We start from the raw sequence: 16,958 nt of genomic DNA, 5'->3' as shown, positions 1-16,958 counted from the left end.
TTTTTACTTTTTAAAACAATCAATGATTTGATACGCTACTTTTAGAGCATTGGTGCCATCTTGAAGGGTAACAACGGGTGTGGTGTCGTTGTAAATAGCATCTGCAAAAGACTCCAATTCATCCAAAAGGGCGTTATTTGCAGGAACCGTTGGGTTGTCGAAATAAATTTGTTTGCGTACTCCTTCGGCATTTTGTAAAATCAAATCAAAATCACCTGGTGTTTCAGGTGCTTCTTTCATTTTTACTACTTCGCATGTTTTTTCGAGATAATCTACAGAAATATAAGCGTCTTTTTGGAAAAAACGAGATTTTCTCATATTTTTCAAAGAAATACGGCTCGAAGTGATATTGGCTACACAACCATTTTCAAACTCCAAGCGTACATTGGCAATGTCTGGCGAATCGCTGATAACTGAAGTTCCGTTCGAGTGAACATTGACAATCGGAGATTTTACTACGCTCAAAATCGCATCAATATCGTGAATCATCAAATCCAGCACCACGGGTACATCTGTCCCACGCGGATTGAATTCTGCCAAACGGTGTGTTTCGATAAACATTGGTTGATTGATTTTGTCTTTTACGGCTTTAAACGCAGGGTTAAATCTTTCGATATGTCCCACCTGGCCTTTTACGCCGTATTCTTTTGCCAATTCGATGATGTGATTTGCCTCTTCGAGAGTGTTGGCAATGGGTTTTTCCAAGAAAATGTGTTTTTTTGCTTTGATAGCTTGTACCGCACAGTCGTAGTGAGATAGGGTAGGGGTAACAATGTCCACTACATCAACCTCTTGTATCAAGGCATCGATACTTTCAAACGAACGACAGTTGAGTTCGCTTGCTACTTTTTCGGCATTTTCTTTGATAGGGTCGTAAAAACCAACAAATTCGTATTTTTCAGATTGCATCAACAATCTTATGTGTATTTTTCCGAGGTGTCCAGCACCTAAAACGCCAATTTTTAACATAGTAAATTTTGTTTGGGCAAAGATAATGGTTTTAGATTTTTTTTTGCTTTATTCCGTTTTTATATCTAAATTTTCGATAAAAAATTGATGATTGTCTTTTTTGAATATCACATTTTTCAGTGTAAAAGTTCGCTGTACCGCTCCATTGATAGGGCTTACAACTGTGGTTACAATCAAACTTCCTTCCGTAGCTTTCCACAATTCTCTAACGGTATTTCCTTTGATTTCACAAGGCTCTTGGTCGGTCAAATTGCCGTTGTATAAAAGATATTCCAAATAATTGTCGTTGCTCAATGGGAATGATTTTTCTCCAGCCTGTGTTGTTTCTGATAAAATGTTACTTTTTTTGAAAATCAATTCATTGGATACAATTCCGTTGGATGCTTGACTTAAATTGTTTAAAAACCTTACCTCGTTATCGCAATAACTCACAGGTTGTGTAAATACAAAATTCAATGCATTGGATTTATACAAAATCGTTCCAAAATTGTAAGATTCGTATTTGATGTTGTTACTACCGTTGGTTAGCATAATGTTTTGAAAAGTAACCTGAAATAAGTAATTGATAGTCGCTCTGTTGTTTACAAAACCAGTTTCTACTACAGGTGTATAATTTATTTTTCCACCCAAAGCCGATACATATTCTGAGATCACTACAGGTTGTGCTGGTGGGATGAGATTGCAAATCACTTGGTCACTAATATTGTCGGAATAAGTACGATATACGATATTGTTGGTGTTGCTTACTGGGATACTGCGAGTTTCGCCAATAGGAGTAAGGGTATCCAAGGCGATTTGTCCCAAACCGTTGTTGAGGTTTACGAGCAACAATTCGTTTTTCGACATTTTGTAATAAATGGTTTCGCAGTTTTTGATGGTAACATTGTCAAAGTTTAGTTTGTCGAATGTCAAATCGCCAGCATCACATGCAAAGAGAGCTAATGAAAGTCCCAATAGTGGAAATATTTGTTTAGTGTTTTTCATGAAATTGATAAGATTTTTAGGCAATTTATTATTTTTTGTAATTTTAATTAGTTTTTTTTTCTCAGATTTCGCAAATTTTTACAGACATTTTTCTGAAATGCTTTAAAAACATTTAAAACCGATTAAACCTACGGTTTAAAGCAGATTATCGCAGATATTCGTTTTTTTTAATTTATCAAAAAAACATCTGTGGAAATCTGATCAAATTGAAGAAGAAAATCTATTCAAATCTGCGTGAAACGTTAAAAAAAATAAATTACAATAAATTTACTAATGCCAAATTTTATACATTTGACAAATTTACATAAAAAAGATGAAAACAAATTATCCAGCTCTCTACACTTTGATAGTCGTATTTTTCTTTTGGGGATTTATTGCCTCAGGAAATAATGTCTTGATTCCGTTTTGCAAGGAATATTTTCACTTGGATCAATTTCAATCTCAGTTGATTGATTTTGCATTTTACACCGCATATTTCATCGGAAGTTTAGGTCTTTTTGCAGCCAGTACTTTTTCTCAGAAAGATTTTGTGATGAAATGGGGCTACAAAAAATCTATCATCAGAGGATTGCTGGTGTCGGTAGTTGGTGCTTTGCTCATTTTGTTGGGAATCAATTCGGATTCGTATTTTGGAATGCTCACAGGTTTGTTTGTAGTAGGATTGGGATTTTCGTTGCAACAGACCGCTGCCAATCCCTTTGCGATTTCTTTGGGAGATGAAAAAACAGGAGCAAGTCGTGTAAATCTCGGAGGTGGTGTCAATTCGTTGGGAACCACCTTAGGTCCACTAATTGTTGCTTATTTTTTGTTTGGTTCGCCTAAATCTATTTCTGCCGAGCAAATACAATCGCTTTCATTACAGACGATTACCGTTTTGTATGCCATAGTTGCTTTGTTGTTTGCAGTCGCTGCTGCGATTTTTTACTTTTCAAAAAAATTGCCGAATATTCAAAAAGACGAACCTATCGAACGTTCAAACAAAGCCTTGGGATTGTTGTTTACTATGACAGTTTTACTGGTTTTGGCAATGGTTTCTGTGTTTTTGACCTATAAAAAAGAATTGCCGTCGTTTTTGCAAAATATGTCGCTCGAGTCTATTGAAATGTTTAGAATGTATGCTTTGATTGCAGCTTTGGTTGTAGTGGTTGTTTCGATTTTGTATGCAGCAGTTCAATCTAAAAAATCTCCAAAAGGTTGGGGAGCCATGCAATATCCACAGTTGAGTTTGGGTATGTTGGCGATTTTTATGTATGTAGGGGTAGAGGTAGCAGTTGGAAGTAATTTAGGAGAACTGTTGCAAACCGAAGCTTTTGGAAATATTCCTCAAACCGAAATAGCAATGATTATTTCGATGTATTGGGGAAGTATGATGGTCGGTCGTTGGGCAGGTGCGGTGTATGCTTTTTCTTTGGAACGACAAAAAGAACTTATCGCTTTGGTTACTTTGCCATTGTTGGCTTTTGGTGTGTTGTTGTTTGCCAACCATCAAGCGGGGTACGAAGTAGAAAGTATGTTTCCGTATGTAGTATGTGTGTTGCTGCAAATCGCATTGATTATTTTTACAAAAAACCAGGCAACCAAAACGCTGATTGGAAGTGGAGTGTTTGGTGCATTGGCATTGTTTGTAGGATTAAATACAACAGGTACCACAGCAATTTATGCCTTTTTAAGTGCAGGATTGGCGTGTAGTGTGATTTGGTCGGCGATATTCAATTTAGCATTGATGGGCATCGGAAAATATACCACTCAAGGTTCGGCTTTCTTGATTTTGATGATTTTAGGTGGAGGAATTATCCCACCCTTACAAGGAAAATTAGCAGATATTATCGGAATTCATAATTCGTATATTGTTTCTTTGTTATGTTTTGTGTATTTGATTGTTTATGGATTGATTGTTAAACCCAAAAAAGTGTTGGTTGAAAAATAATGTAAGCTAAATAATTTGAACTCATTGTGCATTATGAAATAAAATAAAAAAAAGTTGTTCATTTAACTGAAATTCAGTATATTTAGTTCGCTGAAAAAATAAAAAATGAACAACTTAGGACAAATCGAAGATTCAACGAAGTTAAATATACGAAAGAATTTTAAAAGTTTTAGAAGATTTTTTTTCTCATCAACTTTTACCTTATCAAAGGAGAAAGCCAAAATGAGTGATTTAGAATTGGTGAGTTTAAATTTAACAGCAGAATATTTAAGTATTGATAGTGAATTACAACTCTTTAGAAAAATACCTAATTCTTTGAAAAACAAAATAGAAAGAAGTGTTTATAACAAAAGAAAACGAAATCTTTTTTATTATATAAATCAGATTAGGGAAAAACTTTACTTATTCAAGAAAAAGAGGAAAAGAATCGAAACTCTATTTTTTCAACTTTGTGATCAATTTATGATTAAAAGGAATTATGCAAAATCACTCATCAGTTTTAAAACACGAATTATCAGTAAAATAACTGCTTTAACCTTAATTCAATACATTAACAAATTTGTATTAAAAAAGGAAATAAATAAAATTAAAGCAAGTATAATTTAAAATGCACAATGGGTTAATTTGAGTATATTTGAAAAAATATTTCTTTTGAATACATTTTCGATGAGTTAAAATTAAAAATAGATATGAAAAAAATAGCATTACTTACAGTTGCATTATTGAGTTTGAATGCGTGTACAACAGAGGAAGATGATTATGTAATCTCTGATCGTATAGAGGAAATTAATGAAGATCGATTATTAGGAACATGGCGAATTACAGGTTTTATGGAAAATGGATGGGTACAACCTCATATTTGGGAAATGGAATCGTTTCAATTTGTATTCTTACCTAACGAGACTCTGTTGTTTCCTGCACTTGATGCAGTAAATATTCCAGAAAAATTTCCGTTTCAAGAAAATGGAAGTTATCCTTATAAAATTGTTGGTCATAACAAGGTACACTTTCCATCTGTAGGAGTTACTTATGAATTTTCAATCAATGGCTCGAGTTTGGTGTTTACCAAAGAGGCAGTTTCTGATGGAGAAATTATTATAATGCAAAGAATTGAGTAGATTTGAATTTAAATAAAAAAGAGTTGCAAGGCAACTCTTTTTTATATTTATTAAAAACTCGCTGAATAAGTCAAATTGATGAAATTATTTTTAAACTTGATGTTTTCCAAAGTTTTCATACCTGACGAAAGCGGACTTTGTTTGTACTCTTGTTGCGTCATTGTGTAGCTCAAATCCATACGAGATCTACCGTAGCTGTATCCAATACCACCGCTGTACGATGTCATGTCTCCGATAAACTGTACGGTTTTGTATGGACTGGTTATGTTTCGATAACCTGCACGCAAACTCCATTGATCCAAACGAACTTCTCCACCTATTCTCAAATCGTGCGAAGTAGTCATTTCTTGTTTGAAATAATTGTTCAACGCTCCAAAAACTCCGCTATTTTCAGCAAATTTCATTTTGCTGTAATCTTTCATTTGATAATCTACCGAAAGCAATCCTACTTTTCCGAAAATGTACGATGCACTTGCTGTCCAAGAGCTTGGGGTACGGAATCTATACGGCTCATAAACCGTCAAGATATTCGGATCAACTTCTACGCCTTTTTCTACACCAGATTCAAAGTATCTTGCACCCAAGTTTTGTTGAAACTCATCTGTCATTTCTTTCCAAATTGGTGACTGATACGATACACCCACTCTCAATTCTTTTGTGACTTTAGCAATAGCACCTGCTTGCAAAGACACTCCTGTTCCGTAGGTATGCATGTAGTTATTGAACTCAAATGCCTTTACTCCAGAGGTTACAGACGAAAGATTTCTTTCTAAAAAGCTACTCATTCGCTCGTTTTTGAAACTGTGTAAGTTCAAATTGGCTCCTAAATAGAATTTTTTGTTGATTTCAGTTGCCAAGTTAAACGAAACTTTACCATGGTATCCTTTCGTTGTCACTTTATTGGTTTGTTCCAAGCTACTTCCTGGTTGTAAATTAGATGAGTAGCCACCACCATTTACCTTGTTGATTAAATACCCTTGATATCCTAAAAGGGCTTGTTGTGATGCAAAACCATTAGGTTGACTATTGAAAAAATCATACAAATAATCAAGAGTTTCTCCTGGTCGTAGGTTTACATTATCATGAGGTATTGCGCCACCGTTGAATCCGTTGTTTGCTTGGTCTAAGAAATATTCGATACCCGATTCGCTGTTTAGACCTTTTGCATAAGTACGCGTGTTATAATTTTGAATGTTTTGATACGACAACCCCCAAGTAGTTTTGGTAATTCCGTTTGATTTGTTGTTATCAATTACATTTACAAAACCTACATTTGGCATATTAAAGCTCGTTTTACCGTCTTTTGTCATATTACCATTTAGAGTATTTTCGGCATTTGAACTCGTCAAATTTCCTGAAATTGAAAAGTGGTTATAGTTAAACATTGCACCACCTGCTGGATTTATCGACATAGCCGAAAGGTCTGCACCCAACGATCCCATAGAACCTCCTAAGGCTTGAAATCTAGCCGAACCATTGAGTTGTTCTCCAGAAAGCTGAACATAAGTTTCTGGTAATATCTCTTGTGCCATCATAGGTGTACCCATTAAAAGAGATAAAGGAATTATTATTTTTTTCATTGTATGTTATCTTTTAGATTGATTATCTTCTTCCACTTGAACCCATAGAGCGTCCTCCGCCCATACTTCCACCAAAACTTCTTGATGAGGTAGAACTTCTGCTACTGATTCTCGAGCCACTGTTGGTTGATGTACGCGTAGTATTGTAGTTGCGAGAATCGTTGGTTCTTCTCACATTGTCGTTACTACGAGTACTCTGACGACTTGTAGAATAATCCGAAACACGAGTAGTCATACGAGCAGTAGAGATGTTTCGTGTATTGGCGAGTGTAGAGTTGCTAATCGTACGGTGAGGATTTCTGCTGATTGTCGAGCGATTGGCAGGCGTAATCGTACGCGTCGTAGCCGATCTTCTTGTCGTAGCATACGAAACATTGTTGTTGTGATAGTATCCATAGGTAGGATAGTACCAACCTGTCCAACCGTAGTTGTATCCCAAATACGGATAATGCCAACTACCCCAACCGTAATTCCAACTCCAAAATGAGTTGTGCCATCCCCAATTGTAATGCCAATGAGGGAAAAAAGCCATATGGTTGTAAAAAGGAGCGTGGTTTAAAATCACTGTTTGCGAAACATCTTCTCCCCACGGAGCGGCTCCACCTTGATATGACGAATAGTCATCAATGTTGGTAAAGTGTTCTGCATCAATATTTTTTTCTTCAAAATATTTTGAATAATAATCTTTGTTGAAATGTGTTTGTTGAGGAAGTTGTCTTTCACTGTTATACACTCCATCCGTATCTACGTATTGCTGAGTAGAACTACAAGATGTAAGGACTAATCCAGTGGAAATCACTCCCAAAAACATAAGTTTTTTTATCGAATGTAAGCCTTTTGTTTTCATAATTTCCTATTTTTTATTGTAAGCACGACAAAATTAAGTATTTTTGTAGCGAAATTATCTTGATTTTTCAAAATTGTATGAAATTTAATAATTTTTGTAAATTTCATTTATTGAAGTTATTTCAACTTTTAATTTTAGTTCACTCATTTTAGATTAGAAAAATCTGTGTAAATCACTGAAATTAGCGTGAGAAATAAAGCAAGATGACCTCTTAAAATAAAACAAAATCAGTTTTTTCAATACAGTTAAAAATAAAATTAAAATAAGAACGCTATCTTTTGATAGAAGAAAACAAAATTTATACCAAAAATATATATAAAATGAGTAAAAATATCACAAAGAGAGCCGAAGATTATTCCAAATGGTATAATGAATTGGTGGTAAAAGCAGATTTGGCGGAAAACTCAGGAGTGAGAGGATGTATGGTAATCAAGCCGTACGGATATGCAATCTGGGAAAAATTGCAAGCAGAATTGGACAAAAGATTTAAAGAAACAGGTCATAGCAATGCCTATTTCCCATTGTTTGTTCCCAAAAGTTTATTTGAAGCTGAGGAAAAAAACGCTGAAGGATTTGCAAAAGAATGTGCTGTTGTTACCCATTATCGTTTGAAAAACGACCCAAATCAACCTGGGAAATTGATGGTCGATCCAGAGGCAAAATTGGAAGAAGAATTGGTGGTGCGTCCTACTTCTGAGGCTATTATTTGGAGTACATACAAAAACTGGATTCAATCGTACAGAGATTTGCCTATTTTGATTAATCAATGGGCAAATGTGGTGCGTTGGGAAATGCGTACGCGTTTGTTTTTGAGAACGGCAGAGTTTTTGTGGCAAGAAGGTCATACGGCTCATGCTACCAAAGAAGAAGCAATTGCAGAGGCAAAACAAATGCAAGAAGTTTACGAAGAGGTAGTGAAAAATATTATGGCAATTCCTGTTGTTAAAGGGTACAAATCTGAATCTGAGCGATTTGCTGGTGCCGATGATACCTATACTATCGAGGCGTTGATGCAAGACGGAAAGGCATTACAAGCTGGAACTTCGCATTTCTTGGGGCAAAATTTTGCCAAAGCATTTGATGTGAAATTCGTAAACAACGAAGGAAAACAAGAATTCGTTTGGGCTACTTCGTGGGGAGTTTCTACTCGATTGATGGGAGCGTTGATTATGACACATTCAGACGATCAAGGATTGGTATTGCCTCCAAAGTTGGCTCCAATTCAGGTGGTGATTGTACCTATTTATAAATCGGAGGAAGAATTGAAAGAAATTGGAAATTTTGCCGACGAATTGATTAAAGAATTCAAAGCAAAAGGAATTTCTGTAAAATTTGACGACAGAGATACCCAAAGACCAGGTTTTAAATTTGCTGAGTGGGAGTTGAAAGGTGTGCCAGTGCGTATTGCTGTCGGAGCAAGAGATATGCAAAACAAAACGGTAGAATTGGCAAGACGCGACAACCAAACGAAAGAAGTGGTTACTCAAGAAGGATTGGCTACTACAGTAGAAAATTTGTTAGAAGAAATTCAAAACAATTTGTACAAAAAAGCGTTGGATTTCAGAAACGAACATATCACAGAAGTAAATTCGTTTGAAGAATTTAAAGAAGTTTTGGAAACCAAAGGCGGATTCCTTTCAGCACACTGGGACGGAACGCCAGAAACCGAAGAAAAAATCCAAGAATTGACCAAAGCCACCATTCGTTGCATCCCTATGGATAGAAAAGAGGAAGATGGCGTTTGTGTTTTTACAGGAAAACCATCAAAAGGTAGAGTGCTTTTTGCGAAAGCGTATTAATCAGATTGAGAGATTGCGAAGCAACTAAATTTATGAAATACAATGAATAAATTACTATTTGCATGTAGTGCATTGGCATTTGTAATGTCGTGTGCAGTAAACCCATTGACGGGAAAAAGACAGTTAGCCTTATCAAGTGAGACAGAGTTGTTGCCTGTATCATTTCAACAATACAACGAATTTTTAGGTTCAAGCAAGGTAGTAAAAGGTACTGCTGATGCTCAGTTGGTTGAAAAAGTAGGAAACAACATCAAAAATGCTGCGGTAAAATGGATGAACTCTAAAGGTATGGGAGTAAACATCAAAGACTATCAGTGGCAATATACATTGGTGGAAGACAAAGCCGTAAACGCTTGGTGTATGCCAGGTGGAAAGATTGCGGTTTTCACGGGGATTTTACCTGTAACTAAAAACGAATCTGGTTTGGCTACAGTAATGGGACACGAAGTAGCTCACGCCTTATTGGCTCACTCTCGTAGTAGAATCGATGCTGCAAAAGTACAGTTGTTTGGAGCACAAATCTTAGGAGCAGTAACTGCCAATTCAAAAGAGGTGGTTCAAAGAGCTACACAAATGGCATATGGTGTAGGTTCTGGATTGGGATCATTGGCGTATGGTAGAAATCACGAATTAGAAGCCGACCATTTAGGATTGATTTTAATGGCAATTGCTGGCTACAATCCAGATACAGCGGTTCCATTTTGGGAAAGAATGTCTCAAACAGGTGGAGCTAAAACTTTTGAGTTTTTGAGTACTCACCCAAGTCATTCGACTCGTATTAGAGAAATTCAAAAATTATTGCCAAAAGCAAAATCTGAGGCAAAACAATTTGGAGTGAATTTGAAATAAAAAAAAGAGGCTAATGCCTCTTTTTTTATAGTCTATTTATCGCATCATCATTAATCGTTTCTTGGCGTTTGTCTTTAAACGATTTTCCAACAAATGTATAGCGAACTTGGAAACCTACATTTCTGTTGTCGTAATATGAGCTTGAAACCATAAAAATAATTATCAACCAAAGTATTCGTTTTTACACGATTCCCTTTGAAAATGTCCTTTGCATATATTGTAAATTGGAAATTTTTGTGTTTTTTCATCAGATTAATAGATGAATTGTATTTGCTGTGATGCTTCAACAATCCGTCTTTGAATGTAGGAGTGTATTGGAAAAATACATACGCCGTAAAATCTTTCCCCAAGTTGATATTGTTGTGAATATTGAAAAATATCATCGGCGAAGATGGTTTTATATCGTACGATTTGTCCCATACATTGATGTGAGCCAAGAAAATTCCCGGTCTGAAATTCCATTTTCTGTTGAAAAAACGTTCGTTGTACTCTGTGTTGAGATAGGTGTAATTGATGTGTTTGAAATTTTTGTAAGTTGTTACAATATTTCCGTTGTCTTCTTCAAAAAATCTTGAAATAAAATTATTGTTGTAAACACTTGCGAGCGAAAATGTAAATTTGTTGTACATCAATTCATAAGACAACTCATAATTGAGAGAAGGCTTAATGTCTTTATCTCCAGCGGTATAAATAATGTCTTCGCTAATACTTTGAAATGGATTGATATAACTGTAATTAGGTCTTGAAATCGTTTTACGAAATGCCAATGAATGATACGATTTTTCATTGTTCCAATAATACCCAATGTTATACAACAAATTGGTGTAGTTTTTTGTATCGGAAAACTCTTGATTCAACGCACTGTTTTTGAAGCTATAATCCGCAAAAGTACTTTCGCTGCGAATACCCAATGAAAGTGTTTTGTTTTCTGCCAATTCTACCGAATGATTGGCATAGAAAGACAATACTTTTTCATTGTAATAAAAAGGCGAATCTATCGAGTTGTTAGCTGTAAACAATCGATTTTCATTGCTTTGTTTGATGCTATGAAAACGCGAGCCAAAATCTGTTTGTCCCCATTTGTTTTGATTGGTAAAATCGGCAAAACCAATGAGAATAGGTGTGAAATTTTCTGTTTTTTGCTGTTGATTTACCCCTTCCAGTACATTAAGATTGTCTTTAGAATTACTGAAAACTTGGTAACTACCCATTTTCATAGACAATTTATCCGAAAATTTTGATTTCCAGATTTGAGAAAATTGATACGACAAACCATTTGATTGACTGATAGTTTTTCTATCGCCAAAATCTGCGGTCATTTTACCTTGGCTGGTATTGTTGTCAAAAGATACATTTCCTGTAAAATGAAAGTCGTTTTTTTCGTTCTCTTGAAACGACACACGCAAATTTGCATCGTGGTCTCGATTTTCTATTTGAGTATGAGTTTTAAAGCGTTGCCAATCGTTGATCGTTGTGAAAATATCTGTATTTGAGTGTAGATGTGTATTTCCGTAGTTGAAATTATAGCCCGTATATACAAACCATTTGTTGATGTTTTGCGAAAAAGTACCACCCGAACTCAAGGACGGTTTTGTAGCTACCCATTGAGAAGAATAAGCCGATAATTTGTATTGTTGAGTAGGTTGTTTTAATACTATGTTGATTACCGCCTGTACGCTAGAATCGTACATTGCCCCAGGGTTGGTGGTCATTTCTACCTTTTTCAAGTCGGCAGGATCCATGTTTTTTAGGAAAGTTTCCAATTCCGAACTGCTCATTTCTGTACGAATACCATTGATTTCCACGATAGCCGATTTGTGGTTGATTTTCAAGGCTTCGTTGTCTTGCACATGCAATAGCGGAATGTTTTTCAGTCCGTCCCAAGTGGTAGGAAAATCTTTGAAATTCGTACCTTGCAAATCCACTTCGTATTTACTCGCTTTTTGTGTAAGTTTTATAGACCTCTGAAAGTCGATAATGATAGTGTTGAGTTCTTCCGCAGTGTCTTTCGTGTCTTCTTCGTTTGTAGTTAGTAAATCTGATGTTTGTTTAGAAACCGCAGGAATGCTATCGTTCTGAGCTGTTGCGTAAAAACCAAGTCCCAACAGCGTATACGTTAAAAGAAATTTGTTTTTCATGCTTTATTTTGATTTACCTATTAGTAGAGGAGTTGTTGGATTTGTTACACCCCAAGCTAAAAAAAACTTGGGGTGTTGTAAAAAAATTAATTTAGAGTAACCAATTCACCGTTTTTCATGATGTAATCAGTCTGATGAGGTTGTAAACGAGTTGTGTAATAATCTGAATCATAAGGGTTGAGTTTTACTTGTTGGTTTTCGTTAATATAAATATCAATGGTAACATTACCAGGGTATTCGTCATCATCGTATCCGTCAAAATCAAAGGCAATGTATTTGTCTAATTTCAAGGTGTTTTCAGTATAATCATAAGAATATGGTTTGGTTTGTTTTAGAGCAAATTTCACCTTAACTTTTGTTAGATTTCGACTTTTCTTTTGCAATGCTTTTACATCGTACCTGTTTTCTGTAATTGACACATAAGGAGCCTCTTCTGTTTGATGAAAATTGATTTTTACATTGTCGTTGTATTCATAATTATCATCGTTTTCATTGTCAAGTAATTGAATATTGAGTGGCTGTTCCTTATCAGCATCTATTGTAAAACTTTTTTGTTCGATTTTACTTGTTTTGGTAAAAACATCGTGGTACTCCCTTCTGTAAGTATCAATAGAAGTTTTTAGCAACAATGCTGAAAAAATAAACAATCCTATCCAAAGGATAATCGAAGCCAACGTCCATTTTCCTGAAATTCTAAAATTCCCATTAATTAGCTTGATTCCCAATAATAAAATCCAAACTGCTGGAAGTAATGCAGTAATAGCAAAAATAATAGCAGCTATGGATGGTGACAATGAAAAGACTTCATTGTTGATAAATTCTTCGTTGTTTGCATTGTAGTCTAACAGGAACGCAAATATTCCTGCAATTACTCCAAAAATGTAAAATACACTTAGCAAAACAGTAAAAACTCCTGCGATTTTTTTCAAAACATTCAAAAATTCACTACTTTTTTCTTTGCCAATTTCAATATACTTTCCCATGCTGTTTTTTACCTCTTCGCTAATGTTGTCAAGGTTGACAGGCACTCCTTTCATTTCTAAAATTTGCGAGGGAGTTACCGCCTTGGGAATGATCAACCACAACAACGGATAAACCAAAATAGACAAACCGAGGAAGAAAACTGAAACCAAAACTATCAGTCGAATCCACACGGGGTCTATGCCAAAATAGTGTCCCATACCCGAACAAACCCCTCCTAATACACGAGAATGACCGTCGCGGTACAATTTTTTTCTTTTGATTTGTTCAAAGGTGTTTTCTGTTTGGTTTTGAGTAGTTTGAGATTGGGTGTTATCGGTTTCGTTGCCCAATGCATAATCTTCAGGTTGTCCCATTACCGAAATGATATAGTCCACATCTTCGTCTGTAATTGTGTGAAGATTTTCGTTGTATCTTTCAAAGAACAATTCCGAAATTCGGTCTTCGATGTCGTTGATGATTTCCTCTTTGCCTTCGTTGTCCAACGAGTTTTTTACAGCATTGAGGTAGGTGTCCAATTTTGTAAAAGCAGATTCTTCAATGTGAAAAAATTGCTTTCCGAGTGTGATAGATATAGTCTTTTTCATGATGCTTTAGTTTTTAGTAATTTGATGTACGGCATTTGCCAATTCGTTCCAAGTAATTTCGAGTTCTTTCAAAAAATCATCACCTTTTTCGGTGAGAGCGTAATACTTTCTCGGAGGTCCCGATGAGGATTCTTCCCAACGGTAACTCAACAATTCGTCGTTTTTCAATCGCGTTAGTAGGGGATATACTGTGCCTTCTACCACCACCAACTTTCCTTCTTTCAATGCGTCTAAAATTTCTGAAGTATAGCAGTCTTGTTTTTTCAAAATCGATAGTATGCAAAACTCCAAAATTCCTTTTCGCATTTGTGCTTTGGTGTTTTCTATATTCATCTGATTATTATTTTATATGGCAAAGATATGGTAAAAAGATAGTACTATGCAATGCAAGGTATTAATATTTAATAAATAATTAACATATTTGTTTTTTTACTAATCTTTTGTTATTGAGGTTATCTCGACTTTTAAATTTTGGTTTTATTTCACGCTGATAAAAATAGATTTATATAATTTTTATTTCTGATTTGATTTTCGCTGATGTTTTTTTGATTTATCAAAAAAACAAAATTTGTGGTAATCTGCTTTAAAACGTAGGTTTAATCGTTTTTAAGAACCATTTTCTTATATCTTTTTAGAAGAAAATCTGTGATTATGAGCGTTACTTTCAGGCACCCTCTCAGTAGAGGGGAAATGCGTGAGAAAAAAAAGTCAAGATGAATTCAGTAATTTTAAAGAACGATTGATGTTAGCCGTTGAAAAATTAATTTTGTTAATTATTTTTACGAAAGTTAAAAAGTTATTTCAATGATGAAAAAATACGATTACAAAAACAGAATTACAGCCGAAGAATTTTATAAGTATAAAGAGCGATTGCAAAGTGATAAAGATTTTACATTGATTCCAGTAGAGAAATCTGCTTGGGAAGAACATAAAACTTCGCTTCTTGTTGCTATATTTTTAATTCCTGTGGCACTGGTTGGATTACTTTTGATAAAAAATGCAATTGAAGAGATGTTGGACTATCAGTTGTATGTGGTCGAAAAGAAAAAATATTTTCAATTGATGAAATATTTTATCTTAAAAAGTGAAACTTACGAAGAATTTGTAAAAGAGTTTTACGAAGGAGTTGTTGAAATGGTGTGAAAAAAAATGAGATGTCTGTAAAGTAAATTATTAAAATTATTTGTCATTTCGACGAAAGAATAAATCTTTACAAATCAGTAATATAAAAAGATTACTTCATCAGATAGACAGAAAACCTACTTTTCAGACATCCAGTATATTTTAAAAAAGTTTATACATCGTCAAAATCTACATAGATTTCATCCGAAATCACATATGACTGACATGCTAAAAGCAATCCTTCTTCGATTTCATCTTCCGACAAGATATGGTTTACTTTCATCATCGCCGAACCTTTACTTGACTTACACATGCATGAACTGCAAATTCCACCTTGGCACGAATACGGAGCGTCGATGCCGTTTTTCAAAGCAGCGGTAAGGATATCCGTATTACGATCCATTTCAAACGAAGATTCTACACCATCGACCAATACCGTTACTTTTACCGTACCTTTGGCTTCAATCGTATCTTCGGCTGCTGCGGTATAAAACAATTCGTAGTGAATTTGTTCTTCATTTACTTTGTTTTCAACCAGAGCCTCTTTTACATGCATTATCATTTCTTCTGGGCCACAGATGAAAAATTCATCCACTTTTTTATCACTTTGTTTTGCTAAAAACACAAAATTGATGGTTGATCGACCGATTCTGCCATTCAATGCCTCCTGTACGATTTCTTTTGAATAGGTTTGATACACAAACAATCTATTGGGATATTGTGCCTTTAATTCTTGTATTTCGTTGTGATAAATCGTGTCAACAACCGTTTTATTTCCATAAATCAAGATAAATTTTTTATTTTCATTTTGCAATATATCTTTAGCCAAAGAAATAATCGGTGTGATACCACTACCTGATGCAATTCCTGCAATGATTTTAGCCTCTTTGTTTTCCAAGAAAAATTTTCCCTCAGGAATAGACACCTCGATTTCGTCGCCAATTTTCAATTCATTTACAGCAAAATTTGAAAATATCCCGTTTTCGATAGCTTTAACTACAATTCTAAAATCATTTTCATGTGGAGCCGAACTAATCGAATACGACCTTCTGATTTCTTCTCCATTGATAAAAGTTTTCAAGTTTACATATTGTCCCGCTTCAAATTTGAAATCGTTTTTCAACTCGTTGGGAATGTCAAATGCAATCGAAACCGCTTGAGGAGTTTCTTGTTTTTTGTCGATTATTTTTAGTTTGTGAAATACCATTTGAGTAAAATTTTGGGCAAAAATACTACATTTAAGTTGCATTTTTACTAATAATTATCATACCTTTCCCATTTATTTCAAAAAAAGTTGATTTTCATATGATAAAATTTCAATTATACAAAGGATGCATCAGTACATTATTGTTGATTTTGTTGGAACGACACGGCAAAATGTATGGTTATGAAATTGTTGTAAAAGTAAAAGAAATGACTCAAGGAGATTTGAACATTACCGAGGGAGCGTTGTATCCTGCGTTACACAAATTGAAAGAAGAAGGTTTTTTGCAAGATGAAAATTACTTCGTAGATGGCAGATTGCGAAAATATTACGAATTGACTATGCAAGGAGAAAAAGAAGTACTCATTCGTATAGAGGAGTTGTCAAATTTTATACGAAATCTTCAGCAGTTTATTTAAAAATTCTATTCTCATAATTCCGTTCATACTGAAAAACACATCGTTTGTACATTTTATTTTGTTATGATTTTTTTTTCTTTGCGAAAAATTAAAAGCTAAATAGCTGTATAAAAATGTTTAATTAAAATAATTTGTTAAATGAAATCAAAAGAAATTGCTTATGTATTGTGGCTTTTAGGAATTTTTGGAGTTTTAGGTTTGCACATATTTTATTTTGGAAAAATTGGAATAGGACTTTTGTGGCTTTTCACAGGAGGAGTTTTAGGTGTAGGGTTGTTGATTGATTTGTTTACTTTAGGTTCGCAGTTAGATCAATACAATACTCAAGAAGAATTAAAAACTCTTAGAGCTAAGGCTACAGAAACTGCAAGAACGGTTGCTAATAGTGTAAATCATAACTTGAATCAACAATAAAAAATGGTTCTAATAGAACC

15 protein-coding genes and 1 pseudogene are annotated in these 16,958 nt (G+C 34.7%); 8 read left to right on the top strand and 8 right to left on the bottom strand.

Going from position 1 to position 16,958, the window contains the following annotated elements:
- Positions 1 to 3: 3 nt before the first annotated feature.
- Both AB4865_RS12270 and AB4865_RS12265 read right to left on the bottom strand, forming a co-directional pair.
- Complete coding sequence (locus tag AB4865_RS12270) at positions 4 to 969, bottom strand: Gfo/Idh/MocA family protein (protein WP_372473600.1); 966 nt, start codon at positions 967 to 969, stop codon at positions 4 to 6.
- Positions 970 to 1,017: 48 nt separating this feature from the next.
- A complete protein-coding gene (locus AB4865_RS12265) occupies positions 1,018 to 1,953 on the bottom strand; it encodes a hypothetical protein (protein ID WP_372473598.1) in 936 nt (311 codons plus the stop codon).
- Between the two features lie 313 nt (positions 1,954 to 2,266).
- On the opposite strand from AB4865_RS12265, the gene AB4865_RS12260 reads away from it, so the two are divergent.
- From AB4865_RS12260 to AB4865_RS12250, 3 genes and pseudogenes are all read left to right on the top strand, one after another.
- Complete coding sequence (locus AB4865_RS12260; RefSeq protein ID WP_372473597.1) at positions 2,267 to 3,880, top strand: MFS transporter; 1,614 nt, start codon at positions 2,267 to 2,269, stop codon at positions 3,878 to 3,880.
- A 145-nt stretch (positions 3,881 to 4,025) separates the two neighbouring features.
- Positions 4,026 to 4,486, top strand: a pseudogene (locus AB4865_RS12255) (hypothetical protein).
- Positions 4,487 to 4,569: 83 nt separating this feature from the next.
- Positions 4,570 to 4,998: a hypothetical protein gene (locus AB4865_RS12250; RefSeq protein WP_372473595.1), complete on the top strand. Its 429-nt coding sequence runs from the start codon at positions 4,570 to 4,572 to the stop codon at positions 4,996 to 4,998.
- A 50-nt stretch (positions 4,999 to 5,048) separates the two neighbouring features.
- Here AB4865_RS12250 and AB4865_RS12245 read toward each other — a convergent pair whose 3' ends face one another.
- A complete protein-coding gene (locus tag AB4865_RS12245; RefSeq protein ID WP_372473593.1) occupies positions 5,049 to 6,578 on the bottom strand; it encodes an OmpP1/FadL family transporter in 1,530 nt (509 codons plus the stop codon).
- 22 nt (positions 6,579 to 6,600) lie between these two features.
- The gene (locus AB4865_RS12240) at positions 6,601 to 7,425 is read right to left on the bottom strand and encodes a hypothetical protein (protein ID WP_372473592.1); all 825 of its coding nucleotides are present in this window, start codon (positions 7,423 to 7,425) and stop codon (positions 6,601 to 6,603) included.
- Between the two features lie 320 nt (positions 7,426 to 7,745).
- On the opposite strand from AB4865_RS12240, the gene proS reads away from it, so the two are divergent.
- Positions 7,746 to 9,224, top strand: a complete 1,479-nt coding sequence (gene proS / locus AB4865_RS12235; protein WP_372473591.1) for a proline--tRNA ligase — start codon at positions 7,746 to 7,748, stop codon at positions 9,222 to 9,224.
- A 42-nt stretch (positions 9,225 to 9,266) separates the two neighbouring features.
- Complete coding sequence (locus AB4865_RS12230) at positions 9,267 to 10,073, top strand: M48 family metallopeptidase (RefSeq protein WP_372473590.1); 807 nt, start codon at positions 9,267 to 9,269, stop codon at positions 10,071 to 10,073.
- A gap of 74 nt (positions 10,074 to 10,147) precedes the next feature.
- Here the strand turns inward: AB4865_RS12230 and AB4865_RS12225 are convergent, their stop codons facing one another.
- The 3 genes from AB4865_RS12225 to AB4865_RS12215 all read right to left on the bottom strand — a co-directional run bounded on the left by AB4865_RS12225 (position 10,148) and on the right by AB4865_RS12215 (position 14,112).
- Positions 10,148 to 12,211: an outer membrane beta-barrel protein gene (locus AB4865_RS12225; protein WP_372473588.1), complete on the bottom strand. Its 2,064-nt coding sequence runs from the start codon at positions 12,209 to 12,211 to the stop codon at positions 10,148 to 10,150.
- An 86-nt stretch (positions 12,212 to 12,297) separates the two neighbouring features.
- On the bottom strand, positions 12,298 to 13,779 hold the full coding sequence (locus AB4865_RS12220) for a PspC domain-containing protein (RefSeq protein WP_372473587.1): 1,482 nt from the start codon (positions 13,777 to 13,779) through the stop codon (positions 12,298 to 12,300).
- 6 nt (positions 13,780 to 13,785) lie between these two features.
- The gene (locus AB4865_RS12215; protein WP_372473585.1) at positions 13,786 to 14,112 is read right to left on the bottom strand and encodes a PadR family transcriptional regulator; all 327 of its coding nucleotides are present in this window, start codon (positions 14,110 to 14,112) and stop codon (positions 13,786 to 13,788) included.
- Positions 14,113 to 14,583: 471 nt separating this feature from the next.
- On the opposite strand from AB4865_RS12215, the gene AB4865_RS12210 reads away from it, so the two are divergent.
- Positions 14,584 to 14,922, top strand: a complete 339-nt coding sequence (locus tag AB4865_RS12210) for a hypothetical protein (RefSeq protein ID WP_372473584.1) — start codon at positions 14,584 to 14,586, stop codon at positions 14,920 to 14,922.
- Positions 14,923 to 15,073: 151 nt separating this feature from the next.
- On the opposite strand, the gene AB4865_RS12205 is transcribed toward AB4865_RS12210, so the two are convergent.
- Entirely contained in the window at positions 15,074 to 16,108 is a 1,035-nt protein-coding gene (locus tag AB4865_RS12205; protein WP_372473583.1) for a 2Fe-2S iron-sulfur cluster-binding protein, read from the bottom strand.
- 98 nt (positions 16,109 to 16,206) lie between these two features.
- Between AB4865_RS12205 and AB4865_RS12200 the strand changes: the two genes are divergently transcribed.
- Together AB4865_RS12200 and AB4865_RS12195 are read left to right on the top strand one after the other, a co-directional pair.
- Positions 16,207 to 16,524, top strand: a complete 318-nt coding sequence (locus tag AB4865_RS12200; protein ID WP_372473582.1) for a PadR family transcriptional regulator — start codon at positions 16,207 to 16,209, stop codon at positions 16,522 to 16,524.
- 138 nt (positions 16,525 to 16,662) lie between these two features.
- A complete protein-coding gene (locus tag AB4865_RS12195; protein WP_372473581.1) occupies positions 16,663 to 16,938 on the top strand; it encodes an NINE protein in 276 nt (91 codons plus the stop codon).
- Positions 16,939 to 16,958: the final 20 nt, after the last annotated feature.

Origin of the sequence: Capnocytophaga sp. ARDL2 (assembly GCF_041530365.1) — a bacterium.
GTDB lineage: Bacteria > Bacteroidota > Bacteroidia > Flavobacteriales > Flavobacteriaceae > Flavobacterium.
Note: the sequence above shows the minus strand (reverse complement) of the source record. Positions and strands in the feature narration are given on the sequence as shown.

Coding starts and splice junctions, on each gene's coding strand:
- AB4865_RS12270 (WP_372473600.1), bottom strand. CDS start 969: ATGTTAAAAATTGGCGTTTTAGGTGCTGGACACCTCGGAAAAATACAC.
- AB4865_RS12265 (WP_372473598.1), bottom strand. CDS start 1,953: ATGAAAAACACTAAACAAATATTTCCACTATTGGGACTTTCATTAGCT.
- AB4865_RS12260 (WP_372473597.1), top strand. CDS start 2,267: ATGAAAACAAATTATCCAGCTCTCTACACTTTGATAGTCGTATTTTTC.
- AB4865_RS12250 (WP_372473595.1), top strand. CDS start 4,570: ATGAAAAAAATAGCATTACTTACAGTTGCATTATTGAGTTTGAATGCG.
- AB4865_RS12245 (WP_372473593.1), bottom strand. CDS start 6,578: ATGAAAAAAATAATAATTCCTTTATCTCTTTTAATGGGTACACCTATG.
- AB4865_RS12240 (WP_372473592.1), bottom strand. CDS start 7,425: ATGAAAACAAAAGGCTTACATTCGATAAAAAAACTTATGTTTTTGGGA.
- proS (WP_372473591.1), top strand. CDS start 7,746: ATGAGTAAAAATATCACAAAGAGAGCCGAAGATTATTCCAAATGGTAT.
- AB4865_RS12230 (WP_372473590.1), top strand. CDS start 9,267: ATGAATAAATTACTATTTGCATGTAGTGCATTGGCATTTGTAATGTCG.
- AB4865_RS12225 (WP_372473588.1), bottom strand. CDS start 12,211: ATGAAAAACAAATTTCTTTTAACGTATACGCTGTTGGGACTTGGTTTT.
- AB4865_RS12220 (WP_372473587.1), bottom strand. CDS start 13,779: ATGAAAAAGACTATATCTATCACACTCGGAAAGCAATTTTTTCACATT.
- AB4865_RS12215 (WP_372473585.1), bottom strand. CDS start 14,112: ATGAATATAGAAAACACCAAAGCACAAATGCGAAAAGGAATTTTGGAG.
- AB4865_RS12210 (WP_372473584.1), top strand. CDS start 14,584: ATGATGAAAAAATACGATTACAAAAACAGAATTACAGCCGAAGAATTT.
- AB4865_RS12205 (WP_372473583.1), bottom strand. CDS start 16,108: ATGGTATTTCACAAACTAAAAATAATCGACAAAAAACAAGAAACTCCT.
- AB4865_RS12200 (WP_372473582.1), top strand. CDS start 16,207: ATGATAAAATTTCAATTATACAAAGGATGCATCAGTACATTATTGTTG.
- AB4865_RS12195 (WP_372473581.1), top strand. CDS start 16,663: ATGAAATCAAAAGAAATTGCTTATGTATTGTGGCTTTTAGGAATTTTT.